The 16,404-nt window shown below is 72.3% G+C and carries 12 protein-coding genes; 3 read left to right on the top strand and 9 right to left on the bottom strand.

Features of this window, described 5'->3' with window-relative positions:
- Positions 1-71: 71 nt before the first annotated feature.
- Positions 72-1,544 carry an adenosylhomocysteinase gene (gene ahcY, locus AB0F52_RS20955; RefSeq protein WP_360173274.1) on the bottom strand — a complete coding sequence of 491 codons (1,473 nt, stop codon included), beginning with the start codon at positions 1,542-1,544 and terminating at the stop codon, positions 72-74.
- A 92-nt stretch (positions 1,545-1,636) separates the two neighbouring features.
- On the opposite strand from ahcY, the gene AB0F52_RS20950 reads away from it, so the two are divergent.
- A complete protein-coding gene (locus tag AB0F52_RS20950; RefSeq protein ID WP_360173270.1) occupies positions 1,637-3,907 on the top strand; it encodes a hypothetical protein in 2,271 nt (756 codons plus the stop codon).
- A 62-nt stretch (positions 3,908-3,969) separates the two neighbouring features.
- Here the strand turns inward: AB0F52_RS20950 and AB0F52_RS20945 are convergent, their stop codons facing one another.
- From AB0F52_RS20945 to AB0F52_RS20935, 3 genes are all read right to left on the bottom strand, one after another.
- The gene (locus AB0F52_RS20945) at positions 3,970-4,650 is read right to left on the bottom strand and encodes an LPXTG cell wall anchor domain-containing protein (RefSeq protein ID WP_360173267.1); all 681 of its coding nucleotides are present in this window, start codon (positions 4,648-4,650) and stop codon (positions 3,970-3,972) included.
- 268 nt (positions 4,651-4,918) lie between these two features.
- Positions 4,919-6,445 carry an amino acid permease gene (locus AB0F52_RS20940; protein ID WP_360173264.1) on the bottom strand — a complete coding sequence of 509 codons (1,527 nt, stop codon included), beginning with the start codon at positions 6,443-6,445 and terminating at the stop codon, positions 4,919-4,921.
- Positions 6,446-6,542: 97 nt separating this feature from the next.
- A complete protein-coding gene (locus tag AB0F52_RS20935; RefSeq protein ID WP_360173261.1) occupies positions 6,543-7,460 on the bottom strand; it encodes a cation diffusion facilitator family transporter in 918 nt (305 codons plus the stop codon).
- A gap of 153 nt (positions 7,461-7,613) precedes the next feature.
- Between AB0F52_RS20935 and AB0F52_RS20930 the strand changes: the two genes are divergently transcribed.
- The gene (locus AB0F52_RS20930) at positions 7,614-10,541 is read left to right on the top strand and encodes a BTAD domain-containing putative transcriptional regulator (RefSeq protein WP_360173258.1); all 2,928 of its coding nucleotides are present in this window, start codon (positions 7,614-7,616) and stop codon (positions 10,539-10,541) included.
- Positions 10,542-11,280: 739 nt separating this feature from the next.
- Here the strand turns inward: AB0F52_RS20930 and manA are convergent.
- The 5 genes from manA to AB0F52_RS20905 all read right to left on the bottom strand — a co-directional run bounded on the left by manA (position 11,281) and on the right by AB0F52_RS20905 (position 15,742).
- Positions 11,281-12,510 carry a mannose-6-phosphate isomerase, class I gene (gene manA / locus AB0F52_RS20925; protein ID WP_360174005.1) on the bottom strand — a complete coding sequence of 410 codons (1,230 nt, stop codon included), beginning with the start codon at positions 12,508-12,510 and terminating at the stop codon, positions 11,281-11,283.
- 54 nt (positions 12,511-12,564) lie between these two features.
- Positions 12,565-13,659 (bottom strand): hypothetical protein, encoded by a 1,095-nt coding sequence (locus AB0F52_RS20920; RefSeq protein WP_360173255.1) that lies wholly within the window; start codon positions 13,657-13,659, stop codon positions 12,565-12,567.
- Positions 13,643-13,864, bottom strand: a complete 222-nt coding sequence (locus AB0F52_RS20915; protein ID WP_360173252.1) for a Trm112 family protein — start codon at positions 13,862-13,864, stop codon at positions 13,643-13,645. Before AB0F52_RS20915 ends, AB0F52_RS20920 begins: the two co-directional genes overlap by 17 nt.
- 88 nt (positions 13,865-13,952) lie before the next feature.
- The gene (locus tag AB0F52_RS20910) at positions 13,953-15,308 is read right to left on the bottom strand and encodes a phosphomannomutase/phosphoglucomutase (RefSeq protein ID WP_360173249.1); all 1,356 of its coding nucleotides are present in this window, start codon (positions 15,306-15,308) and stop codon (positions 13,953-13,955) included.
- An 80-nt stretch (positions 15,309-15,388) separates the two neighbouring features.
- On the bottom strand, positions 15,389-15,742 hold the full coding sequence (locus tag AB0F52_RS20905; protein ID WP_026468546.1) for a DUF3499 domain-containing protein: 354 nt from the start codon (positions 15,740-15,742) through the stop codon (positions 15,389-15,391).
- A 77-nt stretch (positions 15,743-15,819) separates the two neighbouring features.
- Between AB0F52_RS20905 and AB0F52_RS20900 the strand changes: the two genes are divergently transcribed.
- Positions 15,820-16,284 carry a metallopeptidase family protein gene (locus AB0F52_RS20900; protein ID WP_103341201.1) on the top strand — a complete coding sequence of 155 codons (465 nt, stop codon included), beginning with the start codon at positions 15,820-15,822 and terminating at the stop codon, positions 16,282-16,284.
- Positions 16,285-16,404 lie beyond the last annotated feature (120 nt).

The following is a 16,404-nucleotide window of genomic DNA, read 5'->3' as shown; positions in this document are numbered from 1 at the left end:
TCACAAGCGCAAAACAAAGGGCCGCCCCGAACACTTCCGGGGCGGCCCTGGCCAGCTGAAACGCGAAAACCTCAGTACCGGTAGTGCTCCGGCTTGAACGGGCCTTCGACGTCCACGTCGATGTACTCGGCCTGCTCCTTGGTGAGCTTGGTCAGCTCGCCACCCAGGGCGTCCAGGTGAATGCGAGCCACCTTCTCGTCGAGCTTCTTCGGGAGGCGGAAGACCTCCTTGTCGTACTCCTCGTGCTTGGTGAACAGCTCGATCTGCGCGATCACCTGGTTCGAGAAGCTGTTCGACATCACGAACGACGGGTGCCCGGTCGCGTTGCCCAGGTTGAGCAGCCGGCCCTCGGACAGCACGATGATCGTGTTGCCGTTCGGGAAGATCCACTCGTCGACCTGCGGCTTGATGTTGATCCGGCGGATGCCCGGGTACCGCGCCAGGCCCGCCATGTCGAGCTCGTTGTCGAAGTGGCCGATGTTGCCCAGGATCGCCTGGTGCTTCATCTTCGCCATGTGCTCCACCAGCACGACGTCCTTGTTGCCGGTGGTGGTGATGATGATGTCGGCCTCGGGCAGCACGCTCTCGAGCTTGCGGACCGCGTAGCCGTCCATCGCCGCCTGCAGCGCGCAGATCGGGTCGATCTCGGTGACGATCACCCGCGCGCCCTGGCCGCGCAGGGACTCCGCCGCGCCCTTGCCGACGTCGCCGTAGCCGCAGACCACCGCGACCTTGCCGCCGATCAGCACGTCGGTGCCGCGGTTGATGCCGTCGATCAGGGAGTGGCGGATGCCGTAGCGGTTGTCGAACTTCGACTTCGTCACCGCGTCGTTGACGTTGATCGCCGGGAACAGCAGCTCGCCCGCCGCCGCCAGCTGGTAGAGGCGCAGGACGCCGGTCGTGGTCTCCTCGGTGACGCCGCGGATGCCCGCGCCGATCTTCGTCCACTTGTCCTTGTCCGAAGCGACCGACGCGCGCAGCAGCTCGAGGAACACGCGGAACTCGTCCGAGGTGTTCTCGTCCGGGGTCGGCACGACGCCCGACTTCTCGTACTCGGTGCCCTTGTGCACCAGCATGGTGGCGTCACCGCCGTCGTCGAGGATCATGTTGGGACCCTCGCCGTCCCAGGTGAGCATCCGCTCGGTGCACCACCAGTACTCCTCGAGCGACTCGCCCTTCCACGCGAAGACCGGGACACCCTTGGGCTCCTCGGGCGTGCCGTGCGGGCCGACGACGATCGCCGCGGCCGCGTGGTCCTGCGTCGAGAAGATGTTGCAGGACGCCCAGCGCACCTCGGCGCCCAGCGCCACCAGCGTCTCGATCAGCACCGCGGTCTGCACGGTCATGTGCAGCGAGCCCGACACGCGCGCCCCGCGCAGCGGGTAGACCTCCGCGTATTCGCGCCGCAGCGCCATCAGTCCCGGCATTTCGTGTTCGGCGAGGCGGATTTCCTTGCGGCCGAACTCGGCGGCCTCGAGGTCGGCGACGGCGAACTCGATGCCGTTGCGGGTCTCGTGCCGCTTGGCAACGCTTTCGGGGGTCATAGTGGCGATTCCTCCAAGACTCGATGACACCAGAACACTACCGTTGTCCGCTCGACTGTCCCTAGAAGTGTTAGGAGGCCCTTACCGTGCCCATGCCCGGCTCGGACACCCGCGTCGTGGAAATCCGCGTCGCCGGGCTCGTGGGCACCAGCGGGGAAACGCTGCTCGACGCGGTTTCGACCGTCGACGTCGCCGGCGACGGCCTGGGCCGCGTGGTCCGCCCGGCGGACCGGCTGCGCCGCCCGGCACCCGGGCCGGTGCTGCCGGCGCTGGGCCGGTCGATCCCCCGGACGCTCGAGGGCTACCTCTGGCACGGCATGACCTCGGGCGGCGCCGCGAAGGCCACCTGGGCGCTGCTGTTCCCGTTCTCCCTGGCCAACGTCTGTTTCTGGATGCTGCCGCCGGTCCCGCCGGGCCGCCGCCTCGCGCGTGTCCTCGGCGCCGTGTGCCGCGGGCTGCTGCGCGTGGGTGCCCTGTTGCTGACGATGCTGCTGATGGGCCAGCTCGCGGCGATCGCGCTCGACCTCTTCGCCACGCAGTGCCTCGCGCCCGGATCGGGCTGCCTGCCGGCGGTCCCCGACGTGCTGCGGACGGCGGGCGCCCGGATCGCCGTCGGCGTGCTGCCGCTGCTGGCCGTGATCTTCGTCCTGCACCGGATTTCCAGCGCGACCTGGGCGGTGCACGCCGACGGCGACCTCACCGGCGGCCCGCTGCGGATGCGCGCCGACCCGGAGACACCGGCCCTGCGCTGCCTGCACACCGTCGCGGCGCTGGCCTCGGTCGCGCTGCTGCTGCTCGGGGGCCCGTTCCGCGCACCCGGCGGCACCGTCGATCTCGTGGCCTGGATCGTCACGCTGGCGGTGGTGCTCGCCACCGTCGCCGCGGCCGCGATCGGCGTCGACACCGGCCGGTTCGCCCGGCCCGGCGTGCTCGCTTTCGCGACCCTGCTCGTCGTCGTGGCCGCGGTGCGGCTCGTGCTTTCGCACGGGCCGGGCGCGGGCCCGCTGCCCGGCACGAACGCCGTCGTCGAAGGCCTCGGCGCGGCCCTGGTCGCCGTCACGGTGCTGTTCGCCCTGTTCCTCGCCCCGGCGGCGCTGCTGGCCCGGCCCGGCTGGAAGCACAAGCCGCAGCGGCTGCGGCCGTGGATGGGCGGCTGGGCGGCCGCGCCGGTGCTCGCGCTGGCCGGCCTGCTCGGCGGCGGGTTCGGGGCGGGGCTCGCCGAAGCGCTCCGACACCTTTCCGGGGCGGAGCACCTGAAGGTGCCCGACACGTATTTGCTGGTCACCGTCCTGTGGGGCGCCGGGCTGGCCCTGGCCGCGGTGCTCGGTGTGCTGGGTTTCGCGGTCGCCGTCCCGTTGCGGCGGCTGCGGCGGGGCACCCCCGAGATCGTCGAGCTGATGGAGCACGACGAGCGCCAGGAGGCCCAGGCCGCGGCGGCCTGGGCGCGCTCGGCCTGGGAACGGCGGCACCTGCACCACCTGGCGCTGGCGGTCGCGAGCGCGATGTCCGCCGGCGGCGCGGCCCTGCTGGTGCTGCGGTTCGGGTTCGGGCTGGTCCCCGGCTGGTTCGGCCCGCTGTCCGCGATCGGCGTGGTCGCGCTCGGCGCGCTGGCCGCCGGCCTGCTGCGCGTGGTCTACACGGCCGCGCGCACCCCGCAGCGCAGCCGCCACCTCGGGGCGCTGGCCGACCTCGTCTGCTTCTGGCCGCGGGCGGCGCACCCGACGGTCCCGCCCTGCTACGCGCTGAAGGTCGTCCCGGAACTGGCCGCGCGGGCGCGTGAGCACCTCGCCGAACCCGGCACGCGCGTGGTGCTCTCCGGCTACAACCTCGGCAGCCTGCTGACGATCATGGCCGCCGCCCGGCTGGCGGCCGAACTGCCGGAAGCGGACCTCGAGCGCGTCGGCGTGCTGACCGCCGGGTCGCCGCTGCAGTGGGGCTACCAGCGCGCTTTCCCGGCGTTGCTACCGCAGGAAGCGCTGGAACGGCTCTTCGCCGATCTGGACGGCCGCTGGCGGGCACTGTGCCGCGGCACCGACATCTTCGGCGGCGGCGTGACGACCTGGCGGCACTCGGTCGCCGACCGGCGGCTGCACGGTGTCGGGTTCCTCCCGGACGGCGGCTGCGGCCCGGTGTCGGCGGCGGCCGACGCCAACGGCGTCCTGATCCTCGGCGGCGACCACTGGCTGCCGGACCCGCTGCGCGGCCCGACCGGGCGGCACCGCTGGGCGCCGGGGGTGCTCAAGCACCAGGACTACGTGGTCGACGCCGAGTGGGACCACGCCGTCGCGATGGCGGCCGGCCTCGGCAAGCCGTCCTGGGGCGAGCAGGGCTCGCTGTTCGGGGACTTCCCCCCGAAACGGTGAAGGCCCCTCGCGCGCGGAGCGAGGGGCCTTCAGCCGTGGACTAGCTCGGCTTCACCAGCGGACTAGGAAGCCTTGCGGCGGAACTTCAGCAGCGCGAGCAGGCCGCCACCGGCGGCGAGCAGCAGCGCGCCGACCCAGATCAGCCAGCTGTTGTCGAAACCGGTGTTGGCCAGGCCGCCACCGGTGCCCGACTCGTTGCCCGCCGGGACGACGGCCGCGGCGGTCGTGCTGGTCGGCGAGACGGAAGTCGCCGAGGTCGCCGGGGTGCTCGGCTTCGTGGCCGTCGTGGTCGGCGGCGTCGACGTCTTGGTGGCCGGCGTCGTGACGGGCGCGGTCGGCTTGGTGGTCTTCGAGCCGCACAGGAACCACTTGTCGATCTTCGGCTGGCTGCCGTTGAAGTTGAACGGCGCGCGCAGGTCGTTCCACGGCGCGTTCTTGTCCAGCTTCTTGCCCGGCGTGTAGTCGTTGAAGCCGTCGTCGCCGCCGACGACGACGATGCGGGTGACCGTGACACCCTCGTTGACCGACTTGATGTTCAGCCGGGTGTTGTTCTTCGTCAGCTCGGAGACGACGTCCTTCTGGTCGAGGACCTGGCCGTCGGCACAGGGCGTCGGCTTACCCGGCGTCGGGTGGGGACGGTTGTCGTCGCTGTAGCAGGCCAGGGCGGAACCGGCGGTCCCGATCAGGGCAGCGGTGGTGAGCGCCATGACCGCCACGGCGCCGCGGAAGGAACGTCTGCGCATGAGTTCTCCAGTACCGAACGGGGATGAACGGCAAAATCGGGGGACGCGGCACCACTGAACGTGGGAATCACGCGGCTGTAATTCACCCGTCAGTGGCACACGAAGGATCGAAAGGTATCGCACGTCACCCAGCCGCTTACAGGGGGTCCCCCTTTGGGTACAAATCGCAAGATCGTCTTGATCAAGTCGTAACCTCGCATTAAGCAACCAAACGCAAAAAGCCCCGCCGACCTGGGCGTCCAGGCAGGCGGGGCTTTTATCGCGCAAGTCAGGCTTCGGGCGACTTCACGGGTTCGTCGACCCCATCGGCCTGCCGCTTGCCGAGCAGCGAATGCCGGCGGCTGTACCCGAAGTAGAGCACCACGCCCAGCACCATCCAGGCGACGAACCGCAGCCAGGTCAGCACGGTCAGGTTCAGCATCAGCCACAGGCAGGCGAGGATGGCCAGGATCGGGACGAGCGGCACCAGCGGCACCTTGAACGCGCGCGGCAGGTCCGGCCGGGTCCGGCGCAGGATCAGCACGCCCGCCGACACGAGCACGAAGGCGAAGAGCGTGCCGACGTTGACCATTTCCTCGAGCTTGTCGGCCGGGAAGAAGCCGGCCGCCAGCGCGACCAGGCCACCGACGATGAGCGTCGCCCGCTTCGGCGTGCCGTGCTCGCCGGTCTTCGCCAGCCCGCGCGGCATCAGGCCGTCGCGGGACATCGCGAAGATGATCCGGACCTGGCCCAGCATCAGCACCATGACGACGGTGGTCAGACCGGCCAGCGCGCCGAACGAAATGATGTTCGCCGCCCAGTCGACGCCGTTCGCGGAGAACGCCGTGGCGAGGGTCTTGTGGCTGCCGTCGCCGGCCTTGGTCGCGAGGTCCTTGTACGACGTCATGCCGACGACCACGAGCGACACCGCGACGTACAGCACCGTGACGATGGCCAGCGAGCCCATGATCCCGCGCGGCACGGCCTTCTGCGGGTTCTTCGTCTCCTCCGCGGTGGTCGCGACGATGTCGAAGCCGATGAACGCGAAGAACACCAGCGAAGCGCCGGCCAGCAGGCCGAAGACGCCGAACGAGCTGCTCGCGCCGCCGGCGATCAGGGAGAACAGCGACTGGTCGACACCCGTCTGGCCGGCTCCGCCCGTCTCGCCCGGCGGGATGTAGGGCGTGTAGTTGGCGCCCTTGATGTAGAAGAACCCGAGGATGATCACGAACAGCACCACGGCGACCTTGATCCCGGTGATCACCATCGACACCCGCGACGACAGCTTGGTGCCGACGGCCAGCAGCGTCGTCAGGATCGCCACGACGAGCAGCGCGCCCCAGTCGACGGTCACGCTGCCGATGTCGAACGTCGTCTTGGTGCCCTTGCCGAAGAGGTAGCCGAGCACCGTCTCCAGGTACACCGACCAGCCCTTGGACACCGCCGCCGCACCGACGGCGAGCTCGAGGATCAGGTCCCAGCCGATGATCCACGCCATGAACTCGCCGAAGGTGGCGTAGGAGAACGTGTACGCGCTGCCCGCGACCGGCACGGTCGAGGCGAACTCCGCGTAGCAGAGCGCCGCCAGCGCGCAGGCGATCGCGGCGAACACGAAGGCCAGCGATACCGACGGCCCGGCGTAGTCACCCGCGGTGCGCGCGGTCAGCGTGAAGATGCCGGCACCGATGACGACCGCGACGCCGAAGACCGTGAGGTCCCACGCGCTCAGGTTCCGCCGGAGCTTGGTGTCCGGCTCGTCGGTGTCCGCAATGGACTGTTCGATCGATTTCGTGCGCCACAATCCCGTTCCGGGCACCGTTGACCTCCTGCGGCTGGCCTGCATGTATCGCAGTAGGTCACCCTATCGGGTCAGGTCCGTGACGGCTCACCGAAAAGGCGGGGCAGATCTTCGGCTAATGCGTGAGATTGCGGTCCAGGTCCGGTTCGAGGTAGATCAGCTTGGCCACCGGCACCTTGGCGCGGACACGGGCCTCCGCGTCGTCGATGGCCATCGCGACCTCGGCGGTGTCGAGCCCCGGCACCAGCGCCAGCTTCGCCGCGACGAGCAGCTCGTCCGGGCCCAGGTACTGGGTGCGGATGTGGATGACGCGCTCGACCTTGCCCGCGGCGAGCTCGTCGACGATCGTCGCGAGCACGCCCTCGTTGGCGCCTTCGCCGATGAGCAGGCTCTTCATCTCGATGATGAGGATGATCGCGATGACGCCGAGCAGCGCGCCGATGGCGAGGGTGCCGATGCCGTCCCAGACCGGGTTGTCCGTGACGACCGACAGTCCGACCCCCAGCAGGGCGAAGACGAGACCGAGCAGCGCGCCGGCGTCCTCGAGCAGCACCACGGGCAGCTCGGGCTCCTTCGCCTGGCGGATGAAGCCCCACCAGGTCGTGTTGCCCTTGATCTTCTTCGACTCGCCGATGGCGGTGTAGAAGCTGTAGCCCTCCAGCGCGACCGCGACGACCAGGATGATCACGGCGACGATCGGCGACTCGAGCGGCTCCGGGTGGCCGATCTTGTGGATGCCTTCGTAGAACGCGAAAGCCGAGCCGAGCGTGAAGAGCATCAGCGCGACGATGAAGGAGTAGAAGTACCGGTCGCGGCCGTAGCCGAAGGGGTGCTCCTGGTCGGCTTCCCGCTTCGACGTCTTCTGGCCGAGCAGCAGCAGGCCCTGGTTGGTGGTGTCGGCCAGCGAGTGCACGGACTCGGCCAGCATCGACGACGACCCCGTGACGAGGAAGCCGGCGAACTTCGCCGCCGCGATCCCGGCGTTGGCCCCGAGTGCGGCGAGGATCGCCTTGGTTCCGCCTCCAGCTGACACGACCGCTCCCCTGGTAGGTCCTGAAATGTCCGGGTGGAGCCTAATGGGAACCCGCGGCGGCGACCGTCCCGACCGGGTGAACCGCGGCCGCCGGTTCTGTCGTACCCCTTCGCTACCGTGGTTTTTCCTGCCGACCACACCCGGGAAGGTGACATGGCGCACTTCGCCGTGCTCGGTCCGCTCGCCGTCGAGAGCCCGCCGGGCCGGTGGGCGGTTCTGCGCGGTGCGCGGCAGCGCACGCTGCTGGCCGTGCTGCTGCTCAACGCCGGCCAGCACGTCCCCGTCGACGTGCTGGTCGAGGCGCTGTGGCCGGAGGGGCCACCCAAGTCGGCCACGTCCAACCTGCACACCTACCTCTCGCGCCTGCGCGACCGGATCGAGGGCCTGCGGGTGGAGCACGGGCCGCCCGGCTACCGGCTGCACGTCGAACCGGAGGAGCTCGACCTGCTCGTCTTCCGGTCCGCGGTCGCCGAAGGGCGGCGGACGGGGGATCCGGTGGCCGCCGCGGGGCACTACCGGCGGGCGCTCGCGCTGTGGCGGGGGCCGGTGCTGGCCGGGCTGCACGTGCCGCGGCTCGGCGCCGACATCGCCCGGCTGGAGTCCGAACGCCTCGCCGTGTTCGAGGACTGCGTCGACGCGGAGCTGGCGGCCGGGCGGCACGGCGAGCTGACCGGCGAGCTGCAGGCCATGATCGCCGAGCACCCGCTGCGCGAACGGCCGGCCGCGCAGCTGATGATCGCGCTGCACCGGGCCGGGCAGCAGGGCAGCGCGCTGGAGGTCTACCGGCGGCTGCGGAGCACGCTGATCGAGGAGCTCGGCGTCGAGCCCGGGGCGGAGGCCCGGCGGGTGCACGCGGCCGTCCTGCGCGGCGAAGACCCGGTGCCGCGGCTGCCGCCGGCGGTGTGGCCGGTCTGCCAGCTCCCGCCGGACATCGGGGACTTCACCGGCCGCGACGCCGAGCTGGCGGAGCTGACCGGCGTGCTCGGGGCGGGCGGCGGCGTCCCGGTCGCGGTGCTCAGCGGCGAGCCGGGCGCGGGCAAGAGCACCCTCGCCGTGCGCGCCGCGCACCGGCTGCGCGCACGGTTCCCGGACGGCCAGCTGTACGTGCCGCTGGCGGGCCGCGAAATCGGCGAGGTGCTGGCCGACCTGCTGCGCGCACTGGGCGTCCCCGGCCCGGCCGTCCCGGACGACGTGCGGGCGCGCGCGGCGGTGTTCCGCGGCCGGCTCACCGACCGGCGGGTGCTGGTGGTGCTCGACGACGCCGTCGACCCCGAGCACGTCCGCACGCTGCTGCCGGGCACGCCGGGCTGCGCGGTGCTCGTGACGAGCCGCCGCCGGCTGAGCGGGCTCGCCGGCGCGCACCGGCTGGCGGTCGGCCCTCTCTCCGGCGCCGACGCCGCCGAATTGCTGCACCGGCTCGCGGGGGCGCGGGTGGCCCGGGAACGTGCCGACGCCGAGCGGATCATCACCGCGTGCGCGCGGCTGCCGCTGGCGCTGCGGATCGCGGGCAGCCGGCTGGCCATCCGCCCGCACCTGCGGCTCGGCGAGCTGGCCGGCCGGCTGGAGGACGAGGTCCGGCGCCTCGACGAACTGACCGTGAGCGATCTCGCCGTCCGGAGCAGCATCGCGCTGAGCTACGAAGGCCTGCGGCCGCCCGCGCAGCGAGCGTTCCGGCTGCTCGGCCGGTGCCGCCTCGCCGACCTGCCGGCCTGGGCGGTCACCACTCTGGTGGACGACCCGGACGAAGCCGTCGAAGAGCTCGTCGAAGCGAGCCTCCTGGAGGCGCGCGGGGCGGACGCGACAGGCGAAGGCCGCTACCGGATGCACGACCTCGTCCGGCTGTACGCGGCGGAGCTCGGCGAACCGGCGCGCAGCGAAGGCCTCCGGACGGTGCTGGCGGCCACGCTCGCCCTCGCCGACGCGGCGGCGGCCCGGCTCCCGCGCACGGTGCCGATGCCGTCCCCGGCCCACGAGCCGCCCGCGCAGCCGTTGCCGGATGAGCTGGTGGAGCGGCTGCTGGCGCGTCCGGACGACTGGTTCGCCGCCGAGCGCGCGAACCTCCTGGCGCTCATCGGCACGCTGGGCCCGCGGGACGCCCTGCTGCTGCTCGACCGGCTCGGCGTCTACCTGTACCTGCACGGGCAGTACGCCGACATGCGCGCGGCGTACGAGGCGGTCTTGGACGCGGGCCCACCGCTGGCGACGGTCGCCGAGGCCACGCTGACGCTGTTGCGGCACGCGCGCGGCGAGTACGAGGAGGCCGCAGTCCGATACCGCGCGTGCGCCAAGGAACTGGAGGCACACGGCGACCGCCGCACCCACGCGTGGGTTTCGGCGAACCTGGCGCACTGCCTGATCGGCCTCGGCCGCGCGGAGGAGGCCCTGCAGACGGCGGCCCACGCCCGCGAACTGTTCACTGTGGACGGTTCGCCGGCCGAGCTCGGGTGGGTCCGGGCGGCGGAGTCGGCGGCCTTGCTGCGGCTCGGCCGCATCGAAGACGCCCGCGAAGTCGACCGGACGGCGCTGGCGGCGGCCCGCTCGACCGGCGACGCCCGGGTGCTCGGCGAGGCGTTGCACGGGTTCGCGTGGTCATCGCTGCTGACGGGCGAAGACGCGGGCGCGGTGGCGGCGATCGCGGAGTCGGTGGACCTGCTGCGCGGCACGATGGCGCGCTCGGCGCTGGCCAAGTCGTTGCGAACCCGGGGCGCGATCTCGGCGGCAACGGGCGCGCGAGAGGAAGCGACGGCGTCGTTCGGCGAGGCCCGCGAGCTGGCGCGAGAGCTGGACGAGCGGCCGCGAGAGCTGTCGTGCACCCGGGCGCTGGCGGCGGCCTGGATCGGCGAAGGCCGGGCGGCCCAGGCGATCCCGGTGCTCCGGGCGTGCTTGGACGAGTGCCGCGAGATGGGCGGCAGAGCGGCAACCGGCCTGACGTGGCTGGTGTTGAAGCGCGCGTACGAAGCCACGGGAGAGCCGGCAGCGGCCGAGGCGGCGGCGACCGAGGCCGCGGAGCTGCTCGACCCGCGCGACGCCAGCGCGGCCGCGCTTCGCCGGGCGCTGCTCGCTCTCACCGAGCCGGCCTGAGGGGGCCCGCCTGGCTCGCTGGGGCGCTGCCTCCGCACCGAACCGGCCTGACCGGACCGCACGGCGCTTACCTGACCTGCCAGGCGCCACCCCGCACCGAACCGGCCCGACCGGGACCGTACAGCGCTCACATGGCTTGCTCCCGCGCCGGGCCGCCCTGCCGAGTGCCCCTCGATAACCTGGCCTGGCACGCCAGCTGGCCTGGCCGGGCGCCAACTTTTGGCGTGCTCGGCCAGGACGCCCCCCTCGCCGAGGTGATCCACCGGGCAAGACGGGATGGTGCTGCCCCTCACCGCACCACCCGCCTCGCCTCGGCCGCCGGGTTGGCCGCCGAGGTGGTGCCGCCCCCTCGCGGCACCACCTCACGCCCACGGACGCCGGGCGAAATCGACCGGCGCCACCCCCTGCGGACCCGGCGGCGCGCATCAGCGCACCAGGGTCCCCCTTGGTGTCGATCGTGGCGGACGCCGCCACACGGAACGCACACAGAAACCCGCGGCACACCCGCGCACCAGACAGGCGGCCCCGCCCACCTCGGCGGTCGGCCCGCGTACCTGGACAGTCGACTCGCGCACCAGGACTCGTTGGCTCCGGCACCTGGGCGCCGGTTTCCGGCCGACCCACCAGGCACGCAGGCCGACCCTCCGGGCACGCCGGCCGACCCGGCAGGTACGCGAGCCGACCCCATCATCAGGTACGTGAGCCGGCCTGCTGGAGACGTGTGGCGACCCGGCGGGGGTCAGTCCTCGCAGTTGCCTGCGGTCGCGCGGAAGAGCTGCGCCCGTTCCCCACCCAAGGCGCGGATCTTCACCGGCGGGTCCGCCGCCGGCAGCCACACCGACTGACCACGGCGCAGCTCGACCCGCTCGCCGTCGTCCGCTGTCACCAGGAGGTTGCCCGCCGTGCACAGGAGGATCTGGGGGCCCACGCTGTCGACCGAAATCTCGTCGTCCTGGCCCGCCGCCCACTCCACGCGGGACAGCTCGAACTCCGGGGCGTCCGTGCGGTACACCGCCATGCGCCCCCCGGAATCACCGCACTGGACCGGCATTTCGCCGCACGCGAAGTCGACCACGCGCAGCAGCTCGGGGACGTCCACGTGCTTCGGCGTCAACCCGCACCGCAGGATGTTGTCCGAGTTCGCCAGGATCTCCACGGCCGTACCGTGCAGGTACAGGTGCAGGTTGCCGGCCGGCAGGTAGATCGCCTCGCCCGCGCGCAGCGTCAGGCGGTTCAGCAGCAACGCCGCCAGCACGCCCGCGTCGCGCGGGTGGGCCTCGCCGAGCTCCAGGATCGTGCGGCACTCGACCGCGAACTCGCCGTGCTCCTGGACGTGCCGGATGCACGCGTCCAGGACCTCCGGCAGCAGCCTGTCGAGTGACGACTGCGGCAGCGTGATCCACGTCGTGAACAGCGCCCGCAGCCCGGACGGGTCCGGCTGGGCCTCCAGCAGCCCGGTGTAGTTGGCCAGCCCCGGCGTCTCGATCGCCTTCAGCAGCTTCATCGTGCGGTCGGGAGCACGGAACCCGGCCAGCGCGTGGAACTCCGTCAGCGCGCAGACCAGCTCCGGCTTCGCCGTCGGGTCCGGGTAGTTGCGGTTCGCCGCCTCGCGCGGGATGCCCAGCCGTTCCTCGCGGGCGTGTCCCTCCGCGGCCTGGGCCGCCGACGGGTGCGCCTGCATCGACAGCGGCTCCTCCGCCGCGAGGATCTTCAACAGGAACGGGAGCCGCCCGCCCCACCGCTTCGCGCAGCGCTCGCCGAGCTGGGTCACCGGGTCGGCGTCCACCAGCTCGAGCAGGCTCCGCTCGGTCCCGTCGGGGCCGATGACGTGCGACGGGTCACCCGGGTGGGCGCCCATCCACAGCTCGGCCTCGGGGTGCGGCGCGGGTATCGGCCGGCCCAGCAGCTCGGGGATCGCCGTCCGCGATCCCCAGGCGTAGGGCCGCACCGCGTTGCGCAGCAGCTCCACTGTCACCTCAACTCCACTCCTCCGGCACCGGCCGGAGCCGGTGCTGGGCGGGTCTCACGCCGTCGCGGGCGCGAAGCGACCGGCGCCGCCGATGCTGCCCGCCGCCAGCCCGAGATAGACCGCCGCCAGTTCGAACCGCAGCGCCAGCACCGCGGCCCGCACGATTTCGTCGGCCTCGATCTCCTCGGCCGGCGCGATGACGTCCGCACCCGGCAGCAGATCCTCGGCCTGGTAGCGCGCCGCGTCCGTGGCCGGACCGGTGCGCACCGAGAGCAGCAACAGCCGGGTGGGGATGTCACCAGAGGGATCGTCCGGATCGGCGAAGATGTCACGCTCCGCGGCACCTGATTGCGCCGCCCGCCGCAATGCGGGGCGCGCCAGGGCCTGACGATAGTCCTCGACGTCGCACACCGTGGCCGCGTGGGCGGCGAACGCGTGCGCAGCGTGTTCGCCGACGGCGACCGCGACCGGGTCCAGTCCCCACAGCAGCGGCACGCGGTCGGCGACCCGCAGCGCGAGCGCCTTGGCCGGGTTCTCGAACGAATCCCGGGCCAGGTAGTCCTTCCCGGCTTCGAGGTCCAGCTGGTCGGCGAGCACCTGGACGTCGGAGATCAGCAGGCCCAGCGCGTTCGCGGTGAGCAGCCCGGCGGCCAGGCCGCGCGGGAACGCCAGCTCCGCCGGCACCGGGATCCGCGGCGCCAGCAGCACGCCCTTGCCCGCCACGGCGGCCGCCACCGGGCCTTCCGCCGGCGCCGAAAGCACCACCGAAGCGCCGTAGCGGGCAGCACGCTCCAGCGACGCGGCGAGTTCTCTGTCACCCGGGTCGTCGGTGTGCGCGAAGACGACGTCGAGCGCGCCGATCCAGCTCGGCACCACCTCGGCGACGACCACCGGGACCGGGCACGACGGCGCCAGCAGAGCGGCCAGCAGCCGGGTGAGGGTGCGGCTCACCCCCGGCCGGTCGATCAGCACGACGGCGCGCGGGCGGCCCATGTCGAGCCGGTCGGACAGCTCCAGCTCCGCGGCCAGCTCGGCGGCCGCCCGCACCTGGGCGCCGGCCATCGCGGCAGCCCGAAGCAGCCCCGCGCTGTCGGCCTCGGCCAGCCGCGCGGGGTCGTCGAGCAGCGTGTCGTCAAGCACTGTCGGCATCGGAGTTTCCGTGGTCCCCGGGCAGGGTCGCTTCGTCCAGGAGCAGCACCGGGATGCCGTCACGGACCGGGTACACCCGGCCGCACTCGGTGCAGGTCAGTGCGTCGGCCTCGGGGTCGTCCGGCGCTCCGGGGCGCAACGGGGCGTGATCCGGCGACGGGCACGCCAGGATCTCGAGGAGCTGGGGGTCGAGCGTGATGGCCATGGTTCCTCCATACCACGCGAAAAGGTGTGATGAAGGGCACCTTCAGGACACAGTTCGGCCCGCGGGCCCGCCCTTCATCGTGGACGGGTCAGCTGCGGATGATCGCGAGTACTTCGTCCACCAGCCCTTGCACGGCCTCCGCGTTCGCGGCCTCGACGTTCAGCCGGAGCAGCGGTTCGGTGTTCGACGGGCGCAGGTTGAACCAGGCGCCGCCCGGCAGCTGCACGGTCAGGCCGTCCAGCTCGTCGAGCTCGACGCCGGAGCGGGTGCCGAAGCTGTCCTTGACGGCCATCATCTTCGCGACCTGGTCGTCGACCGTGGAGTTGATCTCCCCCGAAGCCGCGTAGCGCGAGTACGCGCTGGTCAGCTCGGACAGCGGGCCGGTCTGCTCGCCGAGCGCGGCGAGCACGTGCAGCGCCGCCAGCATGCCGGTGTCGGCGCGCCAGAAGTCGCGGAAGTAGTAGTGCGCGGAGTGCTCGCCGCCGAAGATCGCGCCGGTGCGGGCCATCTCGGCCTTGATGAACGAGTGCCCCACGCGGGTGCGGACCGGCTTGCCGCCGTGCTCGGCGACGATCTCCGGAACGCCCTTGGACGTGATCAGGTTGTGGATGATCGTGCCGCCCGGGTCCTTGGCCAGCTCGCGGACGGCGACCAGCGCCGTGATCGCGCTCGGCGAAACCGGCTCGCCGCGCTCGTCGACGATGAAGCAGCGGTCGGCGTCGCCGTCGAAGGCGACCCCGGCGTCCGCGCCGACCTCGCGCACCTTCGCCTGCAGGTCGACGATGTTCGCCGGGTCGAGCGGGTTGGCCTCGTGGTTCGGGAAGGTGCCGTCGAGCTCGAAGTACATCGGCACGATGTCGATCGGCAACCCGTCGAAGACGGTGGGGACGGTGTGGCCGCCCATGCCGTTGCCGGCGTCGACCACGATCTTCAGCGGCCGGCTGCCGGACAGGTCGACGAGGTTGCGCAGGTAGGCGGCGTAGCCGGCGAGGACGTCCCGCTCGGTGATCGTGCCGCGCTGGCCCTCGAAGCCGGGCACGCCCTGCTCGACGGTGTCGCGGATCTCGGCCAGCCCGGTGTCCTGGCCGACCGGCGAGGCACCGGCGCGGCACAGCTTGATGCCGTTGTACTTCGCCGGGTTGTGGCTGGCGGTGAACATCGCGCCCGGCATGTTCAGCGAACCCGAGGCGAAGTACAGCTGGTCGGTGCTGGCCAGCCCGATGCTGACCACGTCGAGGCCCTGCGAGGTGACGCCCTCGGCGAACGCGGCCGCGAGCCCCGGCGAGGAGTCGCGCATGTCGTGGCCGATCACCACCGACGGCGCCTCCGGCTTGATGAGCAGGGCGAACGCGGCGCCGAAGTCGCGGACGAGGTCCGCGTCGAGCTGCTCGCCGACCACGCCGCGAATGTCGTAGGCCTTCACGATGCCCGAAAGGTCTGGCACGCCGTCTCCCCGCGAATAGTCGTCCCGGCGCCCGCTGCGCCGCGCGGAAAGCCTACCGGCGGGGTGAGAGGGTTACGCGTTCAGGCGCGGCCGGGGAGGACCCGCAGGTGGCCGCGGCGCCCGGAAGGCCCCTCCGGCTCGGGCGCGGGAGCCGGTTTGCCGGGACGGCCGGCCTCGCGCACGGCCTCGGCCAGCGCGGTCAGTTCGTCGGCCGACGGGTCCGGCGCGGCGAAGGCCCCTTCGTGCCGGACGACTTCCCAGCCCTTGGGCACGGTCAGCCGCAGCGCGTGGGCTTCGCAGAGGTCGTAGGAGTGCGGCTCGGAGGCGGTGGCCAGCGGGCCGACGACGGCGGTGGAGTCGCTGTACGCATACGTCAGCGTGGCCACAGCTGGCTCGAGACAGCCAGTACGCGAACACTTCCGTACGCTCCGCACAAAACGAAACGATAGCGCGTCGCCGCAAGGTCTCCAGCGCGACACGCGCTGAACCGCGGTCGCATAGACTTCCGGACGTGGCGACGGCTCGTGATTACCGACAACGGCGGCGCTCGCGGCGGGACCGGCACGGCCGGGGCCTGCGCGGGACGCTGTATCCGGCGACCCTGCCCGCCGCCGCGAGCCGCGCGGAACGCTTCGACGCACTGGTGCTGGACGCGCTGGAGCCGATCGAAGCCCGCTGGCGCCACGAGCTGACGAAGCTCGACGTGGCGGTCGACGACGTGCCCGAGATCCGGGAGAACGGCCACTCGCCGGCGGACGGCGTGCTGCACGACGGCGCCGTGCCGCTGTCCCGTCTGGTCCCGGCGGGGGTGGACCGCACGGGGCTGCCGACGCGAGCCCGGATCGTGCTGTACCGGCGGCCGCTGGAGGCGCGGGCGAAGGACCCGTCGGAGCTGGCGGAGCTGGTCCACGACGTGCTCGTGGAGCAGGTCGCGGGGTACTTGGGCGTGGAGCCGGACGTCATCGAAGGCGAGTAGCTCGGGGCGGGCACCGACGTGGGGGCTGTAATAAAAAGGGCCCCCCCAGGGGCCCAAAAGGGTATAGCGCGCACCCCGCGCCCCCCGCCCCCCCGGGGGGCCCCCGGCGCCCCCCCCCCA

The sequence above is a fragment of the Amycolatopsis sp. NPDC024027 genome (assembly GCF_040638975.1).
Taxonomy (GTDB): domain Bacteria; phylum Actinomycetota; class Actinomycetes; order Mycobacteriales; family Pseudonocardiaceae; genus Amycolatopsis.
Note: the sequence above shows the minus strand (reverse complement) of the source record. Positions and strands in the feature narration are given on the sequence as shown.